The 17,881-nt window shown below is 64.7% G+C and carries 15 protein-coding genes; 4 read left to right on the top strand and 11 right to left on the bottom strand.

Features of this window, described 5'->3' with window-relative positions; translation table 11 throughout:
- Positions 1-51: 51 nt before the first annotated feature.
- Positions 52-1,599, bottom strand: coding sequence for an SEL1-like repeat protein (locus IQ24_RS10555; protein ID WP_145397926.1), 1,548 nt, complete (start codon positions 1,597-1,599; stop codon positions 52-54).
- A 345-nt stretch (positions 1,600-1,944) separates the two neighbouring features.
- Between IQ24_RS10555 and IQ24_RS10560 the strand changes: the two genes are divergently transcribed.
- Positions 1,945-3,741: an FG-GAP-like repeat-containing protein gene (locus IQ24_RS10560; protein ID WP_277872878.1), complete on the top strand. Its 1,797-nt coding sequence runs from the start codon at positions 1,945-1,947 to the stop codon at positions 3,739-3,741.
- Between the two features lie 48 nt (positions 3,742-3,789).
- Here IQ24_RS10560 and IQ24_RS10565 read toward each other — a convergent pair whose 3' ends face one another.
- The 3 genes from IQ24_RS10565 to IQ24_RS10575 all read right to left on the bottom strand — a co-directional run bounded on the left by IQ24_RS10565 (position 3,790) and on the right by IQ24_RS10575 (position 6,347).
- Positions 3,790-4,728 (bottom strand): pirin family protein, encoded by a 939-nt coding sequence (locus IQ24_RS10565; RefSeq protein WP_145397928.1) that lies wholly within the window; start codon positions 4,726-4,728, stop codon positions 3,790-3,792.
- A 71-nt stretch (positions 4,729-4,799) separates the two neighbouring features.
- Positions 4,800-5,411 carry an alpha/beta hydrolase gene (locus IQ24_RS10570; RefSeq protein ID WP_145397929.1) on the bottom strand — a complete coding sequence of 204 codons (612 nt, stop codon included), beginning with the start codon at positions 5,409-5,411 and terminating at the stop codon, positions 4,800-4,802.
- Between the two features lie 3 nt (positions 5,412-5,414).
- Positions 5,415-6,347, bottom strand: coding sequence for a VOC family protein (locus IQ24_RS10575; protein ID WP_145397930.1), 933 nt, complete (start codon positions 6,345-6,347; stop codon positions 5,415-5,417).
- A gap of 183 nt (positions 6,348-6,530) precedes the next feature.
- Between IQ24_RS10575 and IQ24_RS10580 the strand changes: the two genes are divergently transcribed.
- Positions 6,531-7,775 carry a Zn-dependent hydrolase gene (locus tag IQ24_RS10580; RefSeq protein WP_145397931.1) on the top strand — a complete coding sequence of 415 codons (1,245 nt, stop codon included), beginning with the start codon at positions 6,531-6,533 and terminating at the stop codon, positions 7,773-7,775.
- 54 nt (positions 7,776-7,829) lie between these two features.
- Here the strand turns inward: IQ24_RS10580 and katG are convergent, their stop codons facing one another.
- Positions 7,830-10,037 (bottom strand): catalase/peroxidase HPI, encoded by a 2,208-nt coding sequence (gene katG, locus IQ24_RS10585; protein ID WP_145397932.1) that lies wholly within the window; start codon positions 10,035-10,037, stop codon positions 7,830-7,832.
- A gap of 217 nt (positions 10,038-10,254) precedes the next feature.
- On the opposite strand from katG, the gene IQ24_RS10590 reads away from it, so the two are divergent.
- Entirely contained in the window at positions 10,255-10,728 is a 474-nt protein-coding gene (locus tag IQ24_RS10590; RefSeq protein ID WP_145397933.1) for an L-2-amino-thiazoline-4-carboxylic acid hydrolase, read from the top strand.
- 36 nt (positions 10,729-10,764) lie between these two features.
- Here the strand turns inward: IQ24_RS10590 and efp are convergent, their stop codons facing one another.
- On the bottom strand, positions 10,765-11,331 hold the full coding sequence (efp, locus tag IQ24_RS10595; RefSeq protein ID WP_145397934.1) for an elongation factor P: 567 nt from the start codon (positions 11,329-11,331) through the stop codon (positions 10,765-10,767).
- A gap of 129 nt (positions 11,332-11,460) precedes the next feature.
- Between efp and epmA the strand changes: the two genes are divergently transcribed.
- The gene (gene epmA, locus IQ24_RS10600) at positions 11,461-12,513 is read left to right on the top strand and encodes an EF-P lysine aminoacylase EpmA (protein ID WP_145397935.1); all 1,053 of its coding nucleotides are present in this window, start codon (positions 11,461-11,463) and stop codon (positions 12,511-12,513) included.
- Between the two features lie 42 nt (positions 12,514-12,555).
- Here the strand turns inward: epmA and IQ24_RS10605 are convergent, their stop codons facing one another.
- From IQ24_RS10605 to IQ24_RS10625, 5 genes are all read right to left on the bottom strand, one after another.
- Entirely contained in the window at positions 12,556-13,014 is a 459-nt protein-coding gene (locus IQ24_RS10605; protein ID WP_145397936.1) for a nucleoside deaminase, read from the bottom strand.
- Entirely contained in the window at positions 13,011-14,447 is a 1,437-nt protein-coding gene (locus IQ24_RS10610; protein WP_199756543.1) for an NCS1 family nucleobase:cation symporter-1, read from the bottom strand. The genes IQ24_RS10605 and IQ24_RS10610 overlap by 4 nt, the downstream gene beginning before the upstream one ends.
- A gap of 336 nt (positions 14,448-14,783) precedes the next feature.
- Entirely contained in the window at positions 14,784-15,911 is a 1,128-nt protein-coding gene (locus IQ24_RS10615; protein WP_145397937.1) for an acyl-CoA dehydrogenase family protein, read from the bottom strand.
- Positions 15,911-17,101: an acetyl-CoA C-acetyltransferase gene (locus IQ24_RS10620; protein WP_145397938.1), complete on the bottom strand. Its 1,191-nt coding sequence runs from the start codon at positions 17,099-17,101 to the stop codon at positions 15,911-15,913. Before IQ24_RS10620 ends, IQ24_RS10615 begins: the two co-directional genes overlap by 1 nt.
- Positions 17,102-17,112: 11 nt before the next feature.
- Positions 17,113-17,880, bottom strand: coding sequence for a 3-hydroxyacyl-CoA dehydrogenase (locus tag IQ24_RS10625; protein ID WP_145397939.1), 768 nt, complete (start codon positions 17,878-17,880; stop codon positions 17,113-17,115).
- Between the last annotated feature and the right edge of the window lies 1 nt (position 17,881).

Consider the following 17,881-nt stretch of genomic DNA (forward strand, 5'->3'; position numbering starts at 1 on the left):
GAAATCGCACAGGTTGAGGCCTAGTGCGATTTCCTGATGGCGCTTTAGCCCTTACTTCCCGGCCAACCGGGTCGCGAGGCTTTGCTTCGTCCAGTCGTCCAGCGCCTGATCCGAGGCAGCGTTGCGCACGGCCAGCCACGCCGGATCATTGCCAAAGCGCTGGTCGATCCGCTTCAGCAGCGATTGCGACGGGCCGTCGCCCGCGGCTGCCGCCAATGAGCCCAGCCGCCATGCCAGCGCGTAGCTGCGCGGCGCGCCCTGACCGTCCTCATAGGCGCGGGCCTGATCGCGCAGGCTGATCACTGAGGCGAAGGCGGTGTCCGGCAGATCGGCATCCGCCGCCAGCTGCGCCTTGAACAGATCCGCCGTCGCGAGGCGAGCTTCGGCGCGGTCAAGTGCGGCGGCAGCGCCGATGGCCTTGGCCTCGGCCGCACGCAAGGCGTGCTGATAGGAGGCGGCGGCATCGCTGTCGGCGGTCAGATCGGCCAGCGCCAGCGCGACCTCTCCGTCCTCTTGCAGCGGCGTCAGCAACTCGATGGCGCGGCCAATGTTCTGCGGCACGCCCTGACCGGTGGCGAAGGCCAGGCCCATCGCGCGCGGGTCGGTCTGGTCCGACGGGTCGGCGATCAGCGGCAGCGGCGGGGTGGGCGCCGCGTTCGAGATGACCGGCTGAAGTGCAGCAACCGCATCCTGCGGCGTCTTCCAGGTGGTCGTGCTGATCTCGACAGGCTTCGCGGGCCGGATTTCGGCGGTGACGCGGCCGGGGGTCGCGACGAAATTGTTCAGCGCTGTGGCCAGCTGACTGGTGAAGGCGGGGTCGATCACGGCGGGATCGGCCTGCAGGGCCTCATTGATCGCGGCGGGGGTGATCATGTCGGGCGGGATCATCGGCTGCATGCGCTCCCAGATGCCCAGATTCTCGACCGAGACATGGGCCGCGCGCAGCGTGCCATGCACGCCGAAGCTGGGCTCGCGGGCCGAGCTGTCATAGGTGTAATTCGGGTCCGAGTAATCCGGCGTATAGTTCAGCTTCTGGAAGAAATCGGGCGAGAACAGGCTGAAATAGTCGAAGTCAGCGGTCCCTTCGATCCGCGCGATCGAGGGGCTGACAATCTCGAACGCCAGCGAGGCCGCGCCGCTGCCGACGGTCTGCGTCGATTCAATCGTCAGATCCGAGATCTGGATAAGGTCGCCGCCCGCCACCATGCCGATGACCGGGGCCTGACGGCCGAAGCAATTCGTCGAAACCACGATGTCCGAGGCGTCAAGGCGCGAGCGCGTATCCTCGGCCAGCCAGAACGAGATGCCGTTCATGGTGATCTGGCCCAGCGTGACCGTGCATTTCCCGTCCGGCCCGATGCCCGAAACCGACAGGTCGCGCATGGTCAGCGCGCCGCGCTTGGCGTCAATCTCAAGCGCGCCGTATTTCACATCGGCCACCACACGGGCATAGGTCACCAACAGGCGAATTACGCCGCCAACGACATTGGCGGGGGCAAACATGCTGGTCGATTCAGGCTGGGTCTGGGCAGAGACGGGGGTGGCCAAAGCCAAACCCAATGCAGTGCTTGCAACCAGACCGCGGGTAAACAGGGACATCAACGCTCTCCAACGAAACATGGCAGCAAGGGTGCACAGACCGCCGGGAATTGCCACCGCCAATTTGCCCGAATTGTTCAGGTCAGGCACAACCCAAAGGCGCAACCGGGAATCAGCGCGGCGCCCGCCGATGGCGGTGCGACAACCGGCGGGCGTGTTGAATTTGCTACCCTTGGCCTGTTTGGGCTGGAAACTCGCCAAAATATGCGGCTTTGAACGCCCGGATCGGCTTTGCTATCACCTCGGTGTCATGCGGCAATGTTGTTCAGGTGGCGAAGGCGTCACTGATTTTTACGAAGGTTTTAGGTTATGGGCGTACGCAATCCGGGACTCGATCAAGCTCAGATGGCGATCGTGTCCCATCAGGACGACGATATTCTTTTCATGAGCCGGGATCTGCAGGCTCAGATCAATTCGGGCAATCCGATGACCACGGTCTTCATGACGGCGGGCGACGCGGGGCTGGACCCGAACTATTGGCAAGAGCGGGAAAACGGGGCCAAGGCCGCCTATGCCGCGATGGCGGGCTGCGACGCCTGGGTCGATGAGACCATCCAGATCATCGTCGACGGCGAGATTTTCGAGGTCGCGACCTCATTTCTGGCCGACCGGCCCGAGATCCGCCTGTATTTTCTGCGCCTGCCCGACGGCCCCGGTGGCAATGGCACGGAAACGCAGGGCTATCAGAGCCTTGAGAAGCTGTGGATGGGTGAGATCGAGCATGTGACCTCGGTCGATGGCACCACGGAATACAGTCGGCAGGATCTGCTTGACGTGCTGAACGTGCTGATGGACACGCATCAGCCGGGCGGTCTGATGGTGCAGGACCCCTACAGCCGTTTTTCGGCGGGCGATCACTCGGATCACCAATATGCCGCGCGGTTTTCGATGCTGGCGCAGCAATATTACGACGCCCCGCATACGGTCACGTCCTATATCGGCTATGCGATCCGCAACCTGCCCGAGACGGTGTTCGGCGCGGATTACGAACGCTCGCTGTCGATCTTCCGCGAATATGCCGTGCATGATTACCGCACTATCCGCGGCTATGACATCTATGACACGCCGCTGGTCCGGCGCAGCTATGAGGGCTATCTGGCGCGGCAGCATGTGGTCGACGACTATGGCACCTATTGGCTGAACGAATTCGGCGTGCTGTCCGGCAACTGGAGCCGCACCAATACCGAGCGTCTGCTGGCCGATGTCAGCGGTGATGGCGTGGCCGATCTGGTGGGGTTTGGGACCACCGGCGTCCGGGTTTCGGGCGCGACGATGATCGGCTTCAACGAAAGCCGGGAATGGAGCGCCGATTTCACCCAGCGGGCCGGGTGGCGCGTCACCCGGCATGAACGAGAGCTGGGCGATGTGAACGGCGATGGTCGCGCCGATGTCGTGGCCTTTGGCGAACATGGGGCCTATGTCGCGCTGTCGAACGGCGCGGGCTTTGATGCGGGCCAGCTTTGGCTGAATGATTTCGGCTATGTCGCGGGCTGGCGCGTGGGTCGCAACGAACGGCTGGTGGCCGATGTGAACGGCGACGGGCTGGACGATATCGTGGGCTTTGCTGCGCAGGGCGTCCGCGTGGGCCTGTCGACCGGCACCGCCTTTGGGCGCGGGACGCTCTGGACCGACGAATTCATGTTCCGCGCCGCCAATATCGACCCCACCCGGCACGAGCGTGAGGCGGCAGATGTCAACGGCGATGGCCGCGCCGACCTGATCCTGTTCGGAGAGCAGGGCGCCTATGTCGCGCTGTCGAATGGCACGGGCTTTGACGCGGCCGAGCTGTGGATCAACAATTTCGGCGCGCAGCCCGGCTATGGCGGCTGGAAGGTCGGCACGAATGAGCGGCACGTTGCGGATGTGAACGGCGACGGCATGGCCGATATCGTCGGTTTCGGCGCGGGCGGGGTCTGGGTGGCGCTGTCGAACGGCCATTCCTTCGAGCCCGGGACGCGCTGGCAGGTGGGCGCCTTTGCCCGGGCCGAAAACTGGGACCCTGCGCGCCATCTGCGGCAGGTTGCGGATGTGAATGGCGACGGCATGGCCGATATTGTCTGGGTCGACGACTATGGCGCCCGGGTCTCGATCTCGACCGGGAATTCCTTCGTGCTGCAGACCTACGACGATTTCGTCTTCTGAGACGGAAAAGGGTCCGCCCGACGCTTTGTCAGGCGGCCCCGGTTCAGATCAACGCTCGGGCGCGGGGATGAATTCGTGATCATCGCCCGGCGGCAGATGGAACATGCCGTTGCGGAAATCCTCGTTCCGCCAGGCTTCCTTGGCCTCCTCGATCTTTTCCATCGAGGAGGAGACGAAGTTCCACCACACATAGCGCGGACCGTTCAGCGTCTCGCCGCCAAGGGCCATCAGCCGCGCGCCCTGTTCGCCCGCGCGGATGGCGATGCGGTCGCCGGGGCGGAAGACCATCATCCGGCCCTTCTCGAACACTTGCCCGGCCACGACGATGCTGCCTTCGGTCACATAGATGCCGCGATCCTCGTGATTGTCGGGCAGCGGCAGCACGGTGTTCGGCTGCATGACGACATCGGCATAGAAGATCTCGCTATGCATGGTGACGGGGGCCTTTTCGCCCCAGGCGTCGCCCAGGATCAGCCGCGCCGAGACGCCGTTGTCGTTCAGGAAGGGCAGGGCGCTTTGCTTGTGATGCTCGAACGAGGGGGCCAGATCCTCCTTGTCCTCGGGCAGCGCCACCCAGGTCTGGATGCCGAACAGCGAATGCTGTTTGACCCGCGTTTCGGGGCTGGTGCGCTCCGAATGGGTCACGCCCTTGCCGGCCAGCATCCAGTTCACCTCACCGGGATAGATCATCTGGCTGGTGCCAAGGCTGTCGCGGTGCTGGAATTCGCCTTCATAGAGGTAGGTCACCGTGCCCAGCCCGATATGCGGGTGCGGGCGCACGTCGATGCCGCCTTCGGTCAGGAATTCGGCAGGGCCCATCTGGTCGAAGAAGATGAACGGCCCGACCATCTGCCGCTTCGGAGAGGGCAGCGCACGCCGCACGTCGAACCCGCCAAGGTCGCGGCTGCGGGGAATGATCAGCGTCTCGATGCTGTCCATCGAGGTCGTGTCGGGGCAATCGGGGGCGAGGGTCGGGTTCCAGCTCATCTTGCGTCCTTTCCTTGACTTGGGGATCGGCGGGGCGGCTGTGGATCAGCCCCGCCGGTCGAGAGTGTCGTTCAGCCTTGGCCCTGGCCGAAGAATCTGGCGATGGCCTGAACCTCGGGCTGGTCGATGCCGTGGCCGCCCTCGCTCCAGTATTCGGTCAGATCTGCGCCTTGCGCGGCCAGATAGCTGTTCAGCTGCCGCGTCAACTCGGGCGGGCAAATCGGATCGCGCTTGCCTGCGGTCACCAGAATGCGTCGTCCGGCCAGACCCGGCTGCGGTTGCGGCTGCCACGGGATCAGCGGGTGCAGAAGTGCGGCCTCATCAACCACCTCGGGATGGGTCAGCATCACCGAGGCCAGGATGTTGGCGCCGTTCGAGAACCCCATCGCAATCACGCGGCTTGCCCCTGTCCTTTGCTTCTGCTCGGCAATGAAACGCGCCATCGCCCCGGTTCGTTCAGCAAGATCCTTCATATCATACACGCCCTCGCCGGTCCGGCGAAAGAAACGTGCCGCGCCATGCTCTGACACGTCCCCGCGCGCAGAGATCACATGCGCGCCCGGAACCAGCTGCGAGGCAAAGCCGTGAAACTGGTTTTCGTCGCCGCCGGTGCCGTGGAAGGTCAGGAACAGCGGTGCGCCTACTGCGGCGCCTTCGGTCTCGATATAGTGATAGCTGGCCATGACTTAACCTTCGATCGGTTGCAGGTTCTGTTCAAGTTTCGCACGAAGATGTTCGTGCTGGCGGGGCAGTTTCAGCGCCTCGCCCAGATGCGCGGTATCCTCGTCCCGGTCGAAACCCGGTTCATTCGTGGCGATTTCGAACAGCACACCACCCGGCGTGCGGAAATAGATCGCCCAGAAATAGTCGCGGTCGATGACCGGGGTCACCTGATAGCCGGTGTCCATCAGCGCCTTGCGCACCTCAAGCTGCGCGGCCCGGTCGGGCACGGCGAACGCCAGATGGTGGACCGAGCCCGCACCTTGCCGGGCCGCTGTCGCGCCGGGCAGCGTCTCGATATCGACGATATCAGCGCCGTTGCCGCCTTCGCGGATCAGCCGGGTCATGTCGCCCTGATGGTCAAGGACCTGATAGCCCATGTATTTCAGCAGTTCCGAGGTCGCGCCTTCATCCCGCAGCCGCAGCTGGGCCGAATGGAAGCCGCGAATGGCGGCCTCGGCCGGGACATCGGTGCCTTCCCAAGGGGCGCGGGCGTCATCCTCGACCTCGATCAGCGCGAAGTCGTCGCCGTCGGGGCCCTGAAAGCTCAGGCGTTCCTGCCCGAATGAACTGCTGCGGGCCAGCCCCGCCGTGCCCATCGCGGCCAGACGGTCCTGCCAATAGGGCAGCGCGCCCTTCGGCACGGCAAAGCCGGTCAGTCCGACCTCACCCGCGCCACGCTTGCCGCGCGCCGCATGGGGGAAGGGGAAATAGGTCATGACCGTGCCGGGCGTCCCCTGCTTGTCACCGTAATAGAGGTGATAGACGTCGGGGGCGTCGAAGTTCACGGTCTTCTTCACCCGCCGCAGGCCCAGCTCATTGGTGAAGAAATTGTTGTTCGTCCGCGCGTCACTGGCCAGCGACGTCACGTGGTGCAGGCCCTGAATCTGATTGATCATGATTGGCTCCTGTTGTTTTGGCATCATGGCGATGTCCTTGCTGGCAATGTGGGCGCAGGCGTGCCGGCAAGCCAGTCGCGGATTGCGAAAGATGGTGTTGCGATATTTGGAACGGCTCGGGTCGCTGGTATTTCGCCCGGAAACCGGCAGAGTGGTGCCGATTTCCCTTCCATGAGGCATGACATGGGGCTTCCTTTGCACGCGCGCGTCGATCTGGGGCGCTTCTGGACCACGATCGAGCGTTCCGCCCAGATCGGGCAGGGCCGACCGGGCGGTCTGGCGCGCCTGACCCTGACCGATGACGACCGCGAGATGCGCGACCAGTTCCGCGACTGGTGCCATGAGGCGGGGCTCGAGGTCACCGTCGACCGCATGGGCAATATCTTTGGCCGCCGCACGGGGCGCGAGGATGACCTGCCGCCCATTCTGATCGGCAGCCATCTGGACACGCAGGTCAACGGTGGCCGCTTCGACGGCATCGCGGGCGTTCTGGCGGGGCTGGAGCTGGTGCGCAGCCTCAACGATCTGGGCCATGTGACGCGCCGCCCCATCGTGATCGTCGACTGGACGAATGAAGAGGGGGCGCGCTTCTCTCCGCCCATGGTCGCCTCGGGCTGCTTCGTCGGTCGCTATGAAGAAGCCTGGTGCCACGACCTGACCGCCGATGATGGCGCGCGCTTCGGCGACGAATTGCAGCGCATCGGCTATCTGGGCGATGCGCCCAGCAAGGGCGGCCCGGTTGACGCGTATTTTGAGTTGCACATCGAACAGGGCCCCATTCTGGATGCCGAGGGGCGGCAGATGGGCGTCGTCACTGGCGGCTATCCCAGCCACGGCATGCGCGTCCGCTTCGAGGGTGAGACCGCCCATACCGGCCCCACGCCCATGGACCTGCGCCACAATGCGCTGATCGCGGGCGCGCGCTTTCTTACGGCGGTCGATGACATCGGCTGGGATTTCGCGGTGCATGACGGCAAGGCCACGGGCTCTCGCCTGACGGCATGGCCGAACAAGGCGGGGATCCTGTCCGAGACCGCCGAATGCGTGGCCGATGTGCGCCATCCCGACCTGATCACCGCCCGCGTCATGGCCGAGAAGATGCGCCGCGCCGCGCAAGAGGCCGCCGCGCGGGCAGGCTGCACAGCGGTGGTCGAGGATGAATGGTTCTGGGGCGGCGACATCTTCGATCCGGCGCTGATCGCGCTCGTGCGGGATGAGGCGGTGCGGCAGGGCTGGAACTGGCGCGACATCAAGTCTCAGGCGGGCCATGACGCCTATCACATGGCACTGCATTGCCCGACGGTGATGATCTTCACCCCCTGCAAGGGCGGGATCACTCATAACAACCGCGAATCCTGCGAGCCCGAGGATTTGGAGGCCGGGCTGAACGTCCTGTTGCACGCGGTCGTCCAGCACGCCGACCGCTAGGCGGACATGAAAACGGGCGCCGCAAGGGCGCCCGTTCGATTTTGGCCGGTCCGCTTACTGCAGGTCGAAGCGGTCCGCGTTCATCACCTTGGTCCAGGCAGCGGCGAAATCACGCAGGAATTTGCCGCGATTGTCGGCCTGGGCATAGACCTCGGCCAGCGCGCGCAGGATCGAGTTCGCGCCAAAGACCAGATCGGCCCGGGTCGCGGTCCATTTCTGCTCGCCCGTCTTGCGGTCGGTGCCGTTGAACAGGTCCGCCCGCTCGGAGGTCGGGGCCCAGGCGGTGCCCATGTCCAGGATGTTGACGAAGAAATCATTCGTCAGCTGGCCCGGACGATGGGTCAGCACGCCATGCGCCGTCCCGCCGTGGTTCGCGTTCAGCGCCCGCAGACCGCCAACCAGAACGGTCATCTCGGGTGCGGTCAGGTTCAGAAGCTGTGCGCGGTCGACCAGCATTTCCTCGGTCGGCGTGCGGTAGGCGCCGCGCTGCCAGTTGCGGAAACCGTCGGCCTCGGGCTCCATCGGCTCGAAGCTTTCGGCATCCGTCTGCTCCTGCGAGGCATCCATGCGGCCCGGCGCGAAGGGCAGCTCAAGGCTGTCGCCCGCGGCTTTCGCCGCCGCCTCGATGGCCGCATTGCCGCCCAGCACGATCAGATCGGCCAGCGAGACCTTCTTGCCGCCAGCGGCGCTGGCGTTGAACTCGGCTTGAATGGCCTCCAGCGCGGCCAGCACCTTCTGCAGCTGCTCGGGCTGGTTGACCTCCCAATCCTTCTGCGGTGCCAGACGGACGCGGGCACCATTGGCGCCGCCGCGCAGGTCCGAGCCGCGGAAGGTCGAGGCCGAGGCCCATGCGGTCGCGACCAGCTCGGACGTGCTGAGACCCGAGGCGAGGATCTTGGCTTTCAGCGCCGCGATATCGGCCGCGTCGATCAGCGCGTGATCGACCGCCGGGATCGGGTCCTGCCAGATCAGGTCCTCGGCCGGGACTTCCTTGCCCAGATAGCGCGATTTCGGCCCCATGTCGCGGTGGGTCAGCTTGAACCACGCGCGGGCGAAAGCCTCGGCAAAGAGGTCGGGGTTTTCATAGAAGCGACGCGCGATCGGCTCATAGACCGGGTCGACCTTCAGCGCGATGTCCGAGGTCAGCATCGACGGCGCGATGCGCTTGTTCGGGTCATGCGCATCCGGCACCGAGTTCGCGCCCATGCCGTGCTTGGGCTGCCATTGCTTGGCGCCTGCCGGGCTGGTCGTCAGTTCCCAGTCATAGCCAAAGAGGTTCCACAGGAAGTTGTTCGACCATTTCGTCGGCGTCGAGGTCCAGACGACCTCCAGCCCCGAACCGATGGTGTCGCCCGCATTGCCGGTGCCCTGAGAGTTCTTCCAGCCCAGACCCATCTGCTCGATGGGCGAGGCCTCGGGGTCGGGGCCGACCTGCGCGGCATCGCCCGCGCCATGGGTCTTGCCGAAGGTGTGGCCCCCGGCGATCAGCGCCACGGTTTCCTCATCATCCATGGCCATCCGGGCGAAGGTTTCGCGGATGTCGCGGGCCGAGGCCAGCGGGTCGGGGTTTCCGTCCGGGCCTTCCGGGTTCACATAGATCAGGCCCATCTGCACGGCGGCCAGCGGGTTCGCCAGATCACGCTCACCGCTGTAGCGGGTCGATTCCAGCCATTTGCCCTCATCGCCCCAATAGATGTCTTCCTCGGGGGCCCAGACGTCTTCGCGGCCACCGGCAAAGCCGAAGGTCTTGAAGCCCATCGACTCCAGCGCGACGTTGCCCGCCAGAATCATCAGATCGGCCCAGCTGAGCGCATTGCCGTATTTCTGCTTGACCGGCCACAGCAGGCGGCGGGCCTTGTCGAGGTTGACGTTATCGGGCCAGCTGTTCAGCGGCGCGAAGCGCTGCGTGCCCGAGCGCGCGCCGCCACGACCGTCGGCGGTGCGGTAGGTCCCGGCGCTGTGCCAGGCCATGCGGATGAGGAAGGGGCCATAGTGACCCCAGTCCGCCGGCCACCAGTCCTGGCTGTCGGTCATCAGCGCGGTCAGGTCGGCCTTGACGGCGTCCAGATCCAGCGCCTCGAAGGCCTTCGCATAGTTGAAATCCGGGTCCATCGGATTTCCCTTGCGGTCATTCTGATGCAGAATCGCGATGTTCAGGGCATTGGGCCACCAGTCGCGGTTGCTGCGCCCGCGCGAGCCCGCAATCGGGTTGCTGCCGTGCATGACCGGGCAACCGCCCGTCGAAGCTGGGTTCTGATCCATTGTTCTCTCCGTTCACATGTCGCCGCCACCGGGGGGGAATCGTCCTGAAACCGCCCGGCTGGAATTCATTTGACGACAGGCTATCAGCCCAATTCGATTGCGATAAGTTAATTGTTGTGATGCCAATGATAGCTGCAAGTTATCGACGCGGCAGGCTTGCGCGCAGGCGGCGATCCTGCTTGGCTGGGGCGGTCCAGCACAGCCGAAAGCCATAGCCATGTCCGACAACCTCTCGATTCTTGAACGCCGCCGCATAGAGGCGATGATCCTGAAAAACGTCCATGAGGTGATCGAGGCGCGCTCGGGCCGGGATGAGGCTGATGCCGTCATCGGCGCGGCGGTGACGCAATCGGCGATCCAGCAGGGGCAGGCCTTTGCGGCGACGCTGGATCATGCGCCGGACCTTCAGGACTTCGCCGATATCCTGCCCAACTGGACCCGCGATGGCGCGCTGGAGATCGAGACGCTGCATGCCTCACCCGAGCGGCTGGATTTCGACGTCCGCCGCTGCCGCTATGCCGAGATGTATCAGGAAATGGGTCTGGGCCGGATCGGCCATCTGCTGTCCTGCAGCCGCGATGGCGATTTCTGCATCGGCTACAATCCCGACATGAAGCTGACGCGGACGCAGACGATCATGAAGGGCGCCAGCCATTGCGACTTCCGCTATCGGATGGAAAGCGACGAATAGGCAGCGAAAAGGGGCCTTGCGGCCCCTTCCGGAAACTCAGTTTTTGGCGCGTTCCACATAAGAACGGTCTTCGGTGTTGATGACCACCCGGGTGCCCACGTCGATATGCGGGGGAACCATCACGCGCACGCCATTGGTCGCCATCGCAGGCTTATAGCTTGACGATGCGGTCTGGCCCTTCACCACCGGCTCGGTCTCGGCGATTTCGACGACGACACGCTGCGGCAGTGACATCGAGATCGGGATGCCGTTGTGGACCTGCAGATAGACGCGCACGCCTTCGCCCAGGAAAACCTCATCGTCGCCGATGACGTCATTGGCGGCGACGACCTGCTCGTAGCTGACCGGCTCCATGAAGTGGAAGCCCTCGTCATCGTTGTAAAGATAGTCGTATTCGCGTTCGTCGACATGCGCCTTCTCCACCTGCTCGGTGGTCTTCCAGCGTTCCGACACCTTGACCCCGTCCGAGATGCGACGCATGTCGATCTGGGTGGTCGGGGTGCCCTTGCCGGGGTGGAAGCTGGCGGCGGTCAGGACGACGTAAAGTTTGCCGTCGAGTTCGACGACGTTGCCTTTGCGAAGGCTCGAGGCGATGACTTTCAAGGTGTTTCCCTTGTCTGCTTTTCAATGAACCGATGGTCGGCTAGGTGAAACGCCGACGAAGATGCCGCCCTTTAGCCTATTCGATGCGAAATCGCCAGCGATTAGCGTGCGCCACGCAGGAGGCCTTTGATGAGCAAGCCCGCAGATCTTTCCAGCCCCTGGTGGGACCGCAACCGCCACGCCGACCGGCGTCCCTTGCTGCTGGCGCGCAACCGCATCCAGCGCGCGATCCGCGACTGGCTGGAGGCGCAGGATTTTCTGGAGATCGACCCGGCCGCGCTGGTCATCAGCCCCGGCAATGAGGTGCATCTGCACGCCTTCCAGACTGTGCAGATCGGCAACGATGGTGCGACGCGGCCCATGTATCTGCACACCAGCCCCGAATTCGCCATGAAAAAGCTGCTGGCGGCGGGCGAAGAGCGGATCTTTTCCTTCGCCCATGTCTGGCGCAACCGCGAACATACCGTCACCCACAGCCCGGAATTTTCCATGCTGGAATGGTATCGCGCGGGTCAGGACTATCGCGTGCTCTTTGACGATTGCGCGCATTACCTGCGGCTGGCCGCCGAGGCTGCCGGGGCCGAGGAGTTGCGCCACCGCGAGGCGAGCTGCGACCCCTTCGCTACGCCCGAGATCGTCAGCGTGGCCGAGGCGTTTCGCGAATTCGCCAAGATTGACCTGCTGGCCACCTGCGACGGGGCCGAGACGGATGAGCCCGCCCTGCGCGCCATGGCCGAGGCGCAGGGCATCCGTACCGCGCTCGATGACAACTGGTCCGACATCATGTCCCGCATTCTGGTCGAGAAGGTCGAGCCGCATCTGGGCCATCACCGTCCGCTGATCCTTGACCGTTATCCCGCTGCCGAGGCCGCTCTGGCCCGCCGCGCCGCCGATGATCCGCGCGAGGCCGAGCGATTCGAGCTTTACGCCTGCGGGGTCGAGCTGGCGAACGGCTTTGGCGAATTGACCGACCCGGCCGAGCAGCGCCGCCGCTTCATTCTGGAAATGGTCGAGAAGCAGCGCGTCTATGGCGAACGCTATCCGCTGGATGAGGATTTTCTGGCCGCTCTGGCCTTCATGCCGCCCGCCTCGGGCTGTGCGCTGGGCTTTGACCGGCTGGTGATGCTGGCCACCGGCGCGCCGCGTCTGGATGAGGTCATCTGGACCCCGGTTGCGGGCTAGGGGCAGCGCCGGAAGGCCTCCGGCGCTGCGATGGGCAACGGTTCAGCCCGCGCTGAAGCGGTTCCAGCGATCGGCGTGATCGCGGCGGAACTCGGTCACCAGATCGATGCAGGCCGGGTCCTGATAGACGGCCAGCTCGACCTCTTGCGTCTGCAGCCAGTCATGCGCGCCGCTGTAGTGATGCGTCTCGCCAATCACGATCCGCGACACGCCCGCGACGATGGCCGCGCCTGCGCACATCGGGCAGGGGGCCTCGGTTGCGGCCAGCACCACATCGCCCTTCAGCGGGCCGGGGTGGGACTTCAGGAACGCACCCAGACAGGTCATCTCGGCATGGGCCAGAAAGTCGCCGTCCTGGATCTGCCGGTTGTGACCCCGGCTGACGATCCGATCGCCGATGACCAGCACCGCGCCGAAGGGCATCCCGCCCGAGGCGACGCCCTTGCGGGCCTCCTCCAGCGCTTCCGCCAGCAGGTGCTGATCGCTCAGGGTGCCGCTCATGCCCGGGCCTTCTGGCCGGACAGCAGATAGTGGAAGAGGCCACCCGCCGCTGCGCCGAAGAACCACGAGAATGCGGCCAGCCCGCTGAACTCCGACAGCTGCGAGATCGACAGCGCAACCGCCGCCGCCAGCACCAGCGCGATGATGGCGTTCACGTTGAAGCCGCTGGAATACCAGTATTTCCCGCGCGGATCCTCGCTATAAAGGCTGTCCAGATCGATCTGCTGCCTGCGGATGAAGTAGTAGTCGCAGATGATGACGCCGAAGATCGGCCCGATGAAGGAACCCAGCGTGCCCAGCGTGTACTGCACCATGACCGGATCGGAATAAAGCTTCCACGGCATCACGGCGACCGACAGCAGCGAGGCCAGCACGCCCGCCCGGCGGAAGGTCAGGTATTTGGGCGCAAGGTTCGTCAGGTCCATCGCGGCCGACACGAAGTTCGCCACGATATTGGTCGCGATCGTCGCCGTCATGAAGGTCAGCGCGCCCAGCATGATCGCGGTCACGTTGTCCAGACGCGCGACCAGATGCACCGGGTCGGTGATCAGCTCGCCAAAGACTTTCAGCGCGCCCGAGGTGGTCACGACCGTCACCAGCGCAAACAGCGCGAAGTTGATCGGCAGGCCCAGGAAGTTCGCCTGCTGCATCGCCTTGCGCGATTTCAGGAAGCGCGAGAAGTCGGCGAAGTTCAGCGTTGTCCCGGCAAACCATGCCACGGTGAAGGCGACCGCCGTGAACCAGGCCGAGATCGCCTGCCCGCCGGTCAGTTGCTCCGAACTCAGGCTGAAGTCGATGTGCTGAAGCCCGCCGGCTTTCCAGACGATCCAGCCCGCCAGCAGGAACATCACCAGATAGATGGCCGGACCGGCCCAGTCGGTGAATTTCCGGATGGCCTCCCAGCCGTAGTAAAAGACCGCGAGTTGCGAGAACCACATCACGAGGAAGCAGATCCAGCCCAGCGTCGACATGCCGAGGATCGAGTTGTCGTTCAGCGCAGCCGAGCCGGGGGCCAGCCGCAGCGTGACCACGACCAGCGCGGTCGAAGCGACCCAGGTCTGGATCCCGTACCAGCAGGTCGCCGTCGAGGCCTTGATCATGCTGGGGATGTTCGCGCCGAAGACGCCGAAGGCGGGGCGGCAGAAGGCGGCGAAAGCGATGCCGTATTTCTGCCCGGCGCGACCGGCGAGGTTGGTGAAGACATAGATCAGCATGATCCCGGCGATCAGCGCCGAAAACACCTGAAAACCGCCCAGACCCAGCGTGAACAGGCTGGCGGCGAACACATAGCCCGCCACGCTGTGGACGTTCGACATCCACATGGCCGAGAGGTTGTAGACCCCCCAGTCCTGATTTTTCACGGGGGCGATGTCGTGGTTTGACAGGCGGTCGCTGACGGGCAGCGCGGGGGATGAGGGTGAGTTTGAATGCAAGTGGGCTCTCCGCGGCCGTATGACGGCGCAAATGTTGGAAGAATCGCAATGGCGGGAAAGGCTGTGCGCGGGCTAAGTCGGGTTCAGGTCGACCTCATGACAATGGCGGCACCAGCCCATGTAACAGACTGATCGTGATGGCCCCCGCGTTCACGAAGGCGAGAGCGCGCCGACTTAGCCCTAAATCCGCAAGGCTGACCAGAGGGAAATATAAACAGCTTATAAAAATAGAAGATAATTGGTACGGGCCGCGATTTTCCACGACCTAGGTATGGGAACGCCGGTCGGTTTCCCTGCCCGGCGCGTTGTTTTGCCTCTGTCAGAGGGGTCGAATCGCTACAGGCTGCGGGCGATGACCAGCCGCTGCACCTCGCTGGTGCCTTCGTAAATCTGGGTCACGCGGACGTCGCGATAGATGCGTTCGACCGGGTAATCGCGCAGATAGCCATAGCCGCCATGGATCTGGATCGCGTCCGAGCAGACCTTCTCGGCCATTTCCGACGCCACCAGCTTCGCCATCGAGGCTTCGGTCAGGCAGGGCAGGCCCGCTTCGCGCAGGGCGGCGGCATGCAGGACCATCTGATGCGCGGTCTCGATCCGGGTGGCCATATCGGCCAGCATGAAAGAGATCGCCTGATGCTGGGCGATGGGCTTGCCGAAGGTGATGCGTTCCTTGGCATAGGCCTTCGCATGCTCGAACGCCGCCCGCGCCATGCCGACGGATTGCGCGGCGATGCCGATGCGCCCGCCTTCAAGGTTCGCAAGCGCGATCTTCAGCCCCTCGCCTTCCGCGCCCAGCAGGTTCTCTGCAGGCACGCGCATGTCGGTGAAGGAAATCGCGCAGGTGTCCGAGCTCATCAGGCCCAGCTTCTTCTCGACCGTCATCACCTCATAGCCGGGGGTGTCGGTTTCGACGATGAAGGCGGAAATGCCCTTCTTGCCCGCCGCCGGATCGGTCACGGCAAAGGTGATGATGACCTTGCCGTTCTTGCCCGAGGTGATGAACTGCTTCGAGCCATTCAGCACGTAATGGTCGCCGTCCCTGACCGCGCGCGTCTTGATTGCGGCGGCGTCCGAACCGGTCGAGGGTTCGGTCAGCGCGAACCCCCCGATCCATTCGCCCGAGGCCAGTTTCGGCAGGTATTTCTGCTTCTGCGCTTCGGTGCCGTATTTCACGATGGGCATGCAGCCGACCGAGCTATGCACCGACACGATGGTCGAGCAGGGGCCGTCGCCCGCCGCGATTTCCTCCAGCGCCAGCGCATAGGCAATCGTGCCAAGGTCCGAGCCGCCGTATTCCTCGGGGACCAGCATGCCAAGGAAGCCAAGCTCGCCCATCTCGGTCAGTTCTTCGCGCGGGAAGCGGGCCTCGGCGTCGCGTTCGGCGGCACCGGGGGCCAGACGCTCCTGCGCAAAGTCACGGGCTGCGTCGCGGATCTGTTCCTGCAGTTCGGTCAGTAGCATCAGATGATCCTTTCGATGGCGACAGCGGTGGCTTCGCCCCCACCGATGCAAAGCGAGGCGACGCCGCGCGTCAAGCCATGCGTTTCCAGCGCATTGAGCAGCGTCACCATGACGCGCGCGCCAGAGGCCCCAATCGGGTGGCCAAGGGCGCAGGCGCCGCCGTGGATGTTCACCTTGTCATGCGGCAGGTCCAGATCGCGCATCGCGGCCATGGCGACGACGGCAAAGGCCTCGTTCACTTCGAACAGATCGACGTCCGAGAGGTTCCAGCCGGTCTTCTCGGCCAGCTTCCGCATCGCGCCAATGGGCGCGGTCGGGAACAGGTTCGGCTTGTCGGCATGGGTGGTGTGGCCGACCAGCACGGCGCGCGGGGTCAGGCCGCGCTTTTCGGCCTCGGATGCGCGCATCATCACCAGCGCCGCCGCGCCGTCCGAAATGGACGACGAGTTCGCCGCCGTCACCGTGCCGCCTTCGCGGAAGGCGGGGCGCAGCGTCGGGATCTTGTCCAGACGCGCCTTGCCGGGCTGTTCGTCGATGCGGATCACCGCCTCGCCCTTGCCGGCGCGCACGGTCACCGGGGCGACCTCATTGGCGAAAAGCCCGTCCTCGATGGCCTTCTGCGCCCGCTTCAGCGAGGTGATGGCGTAATTGTCCTGAGCCTCGCGCGTGAACTGGTAGGCTTGCGCGCAATCCTCGGCAAAGGTGCCCATCAGGCGGCCCTTGTCATAGGCGTCCTCAAGCCCATCGAGGAACATGCTGTCCATGACCTGACCGTGGCCCATGCGGAAGCCGCCGCGCGCCTTCGGCAGCAGATAGGGGGCGTTCGTCATGCTTTCCATGCCGCCCGCGACGATCACGTCAGCGCTGCCTGCCAGCAGCAGGTCATGCGCCAGCATCGCGGCCTTCATGCCCGAGCCGCACATCTTGTTCACCGTGGTCGCGCCCGCGCCCAGCGGCAGACCGGCTTTCAGGGCCGCCTGACGGGCCGGGGCCTGACCCTGACCTGCGGGCAGGACGCAGCCCATGATGATTTCCTCGACGGCCTCGGGCGCAAGGCCCGCGCCTTCCAGCGCGGCGCGGATCGCGACCGCGCCCAGATCGGCGGCCTCGGTCGAGGCGAAGTCGCCCTGAAAGCCGCCCATGGGGGTGCGGGCTGCTCCGGCGATGACGATGGGGTCGGAATTTGCCATGATCTTCTTCCTTATTTCGCGGCCATGCGAAGGGCACCGTCCAAGCGGATGACCTCGCCGTTCAACATCTGGTTCTCGGCGATATGCCGGACCATGGAAGCATATTCCGCCGGATCTCCCAGGCGGGGCGGGAAGGGGACCGAGGCCCCCAGGCCATCCTGCACCTCTTGCGACATGCCCGCCATCATCGGGGTCTTGAATATGCCGGGGGCAATGGTCACGACGCGGATGCCATGGCGCGCCAGTTCGCGCGCGGCGGGCAGGGTCAGCGCGGCGACCGCGCCTTTGGACGAGGCATAGGCCGCCTGTCCGATCTGCCCGTCATAGGCCGCAATCGAGGCGGTGTTGATGATCACCCCGCGTTCGCCGCTGGCGTCGGGCTGGTTTTTGGTCATCGCCTCGGCGGCCAGACGCAGCATGTTGAAGGTCCCGATCAGGTTGATCGAGACGGCGCGCGCGAAACTCTCCAGCCGATGCGGACCATCGCGACCGACGATCTTTTCGCCCGGCGCGACGCCTGCGCAATTCACCAGCCCGTCGATGCGGCCAAAGGCGTCCAGTGCGGCCTTGATGGCGGCCTGACCGTCCTCGTCGCTGGTCACATCCGTCTTCTGGAACCGCGCATTCGCGCCCAGTTCGGCTGCAGCGGCCTCTCCGGCCTCGGCGTTGATGTCCAGCAGCACGACCTTGCCGCCATTCTCGACCACCATCCGGGCGACCGCATTGCCCAGACCCGAGCCTGCGCCGGTCACCAGAAATACCTTGTCAGTCAATTGCATG

Source organism: Paracoccus sulfuroxidans, assembly GCF_007830335.1.
Lineage (GTDB): Bacteria > Pseudomonadota > Alphaproteobacteria > Rhodobacterales > Rhodobacteraceae > Paracoccus > Paracoccus sulfuroxidans.

Excerpts from the sequence above, each read along its gene's own strand:
- IQ24_RS10555 (WP_145397926.1), bottom strand. The coding sequence starts at position 1,599 with ATGTCCCTGTTTACCCGCGGTCTGGTTGCAAGCACTGCATTGGGTTTG.
- IQ24_RS10560 (WP_277872878.1), top strand. The coding sequence starts at position 1,945 with ATGGCGATCGTGTCCCATCAGGACGACGATATTCTTTTCATGAGCCGG.
- IQ24_RS10565 (WP_145397928.1), bottom strand. The coding sequence starts at position 4,728 with ATGAGCTGGAACCCGACCCTCGCCCCCGATTGCCCCGACACGACCTCG.
- IQ24_RS10570 (WP_145397929.1), bottom strand. The coding sequence starts at position 5,411 with ATGGCCAGCTATCACTATATCGAGACCGAAGGCGCCGCAGTAGGCGCA.
- IQ24_RS10575 (WP_145397930.1), bottom strand. The coding sequence starts at position 6,347 with ATGATCAATCAGATTCAGGGCCTGCACCACGTGACGTCGCTGGCCAGT.
- IQ24_RS10580 (WP_145397931.1), top strand. The coding sequence starts at position 6,531 with ATGGGGCTTCCTTTGCACGCGCGCGTCGATCTGGGGCGCTTCTGGACC.
- katG (WP_145397932.1), bottom strand. The coding sequence starts at position 10,037 with ATGGATCAGAACCCAGCTTCGACGGGCGGTTGCCCGGTCATGCACGGC.
- IQ24_RS10590 (WP_145397933.1), top strand. The coding sequence starts at position 10,255 with ATGTCCGACAACCTCTCGATTCTTGAACGCCGCCGCATAGAGGCGATG.
- epmA (WP_145397935.1), top strand. The coding sequence starts at position 11,461 with ATGAGCAAGCCCGCAGATCTTTCCAGCCCCTGGTGGGACCGCAACCGC.
- IQ24_RS10605 (WP_145397936.1), bottom strand. The coding sequence starts at position 13,014 with ATGAGCGGCACCCTGAGCGATCAGCACCTGCTGGCGGAAGCGCTGGAG.
- IQ24_RS10615 (WP_145397937.1), bottom strand. The coding sequence starts at position 15,911 with ATGCTACTGACCGAACTGCAGGAACAGATCCGCGACGCAGCCCGTGAC.
- IQ24_RS10620 (WP_145397938.1), bottom strand. The coding sequence starts at position 17,101 with ATGGCAAATTCCGACCCCATCGTCATCGCCGGAGCAGCCCGCACCCCC.
- IQ24_RS10625 (WP_145397939.1), bottom strand. The coding sequence starts at position 17,880 with ATGCAATTGACTGACAAGGTATTTCTGGTGACCGGCGCAGGCTCGGGT.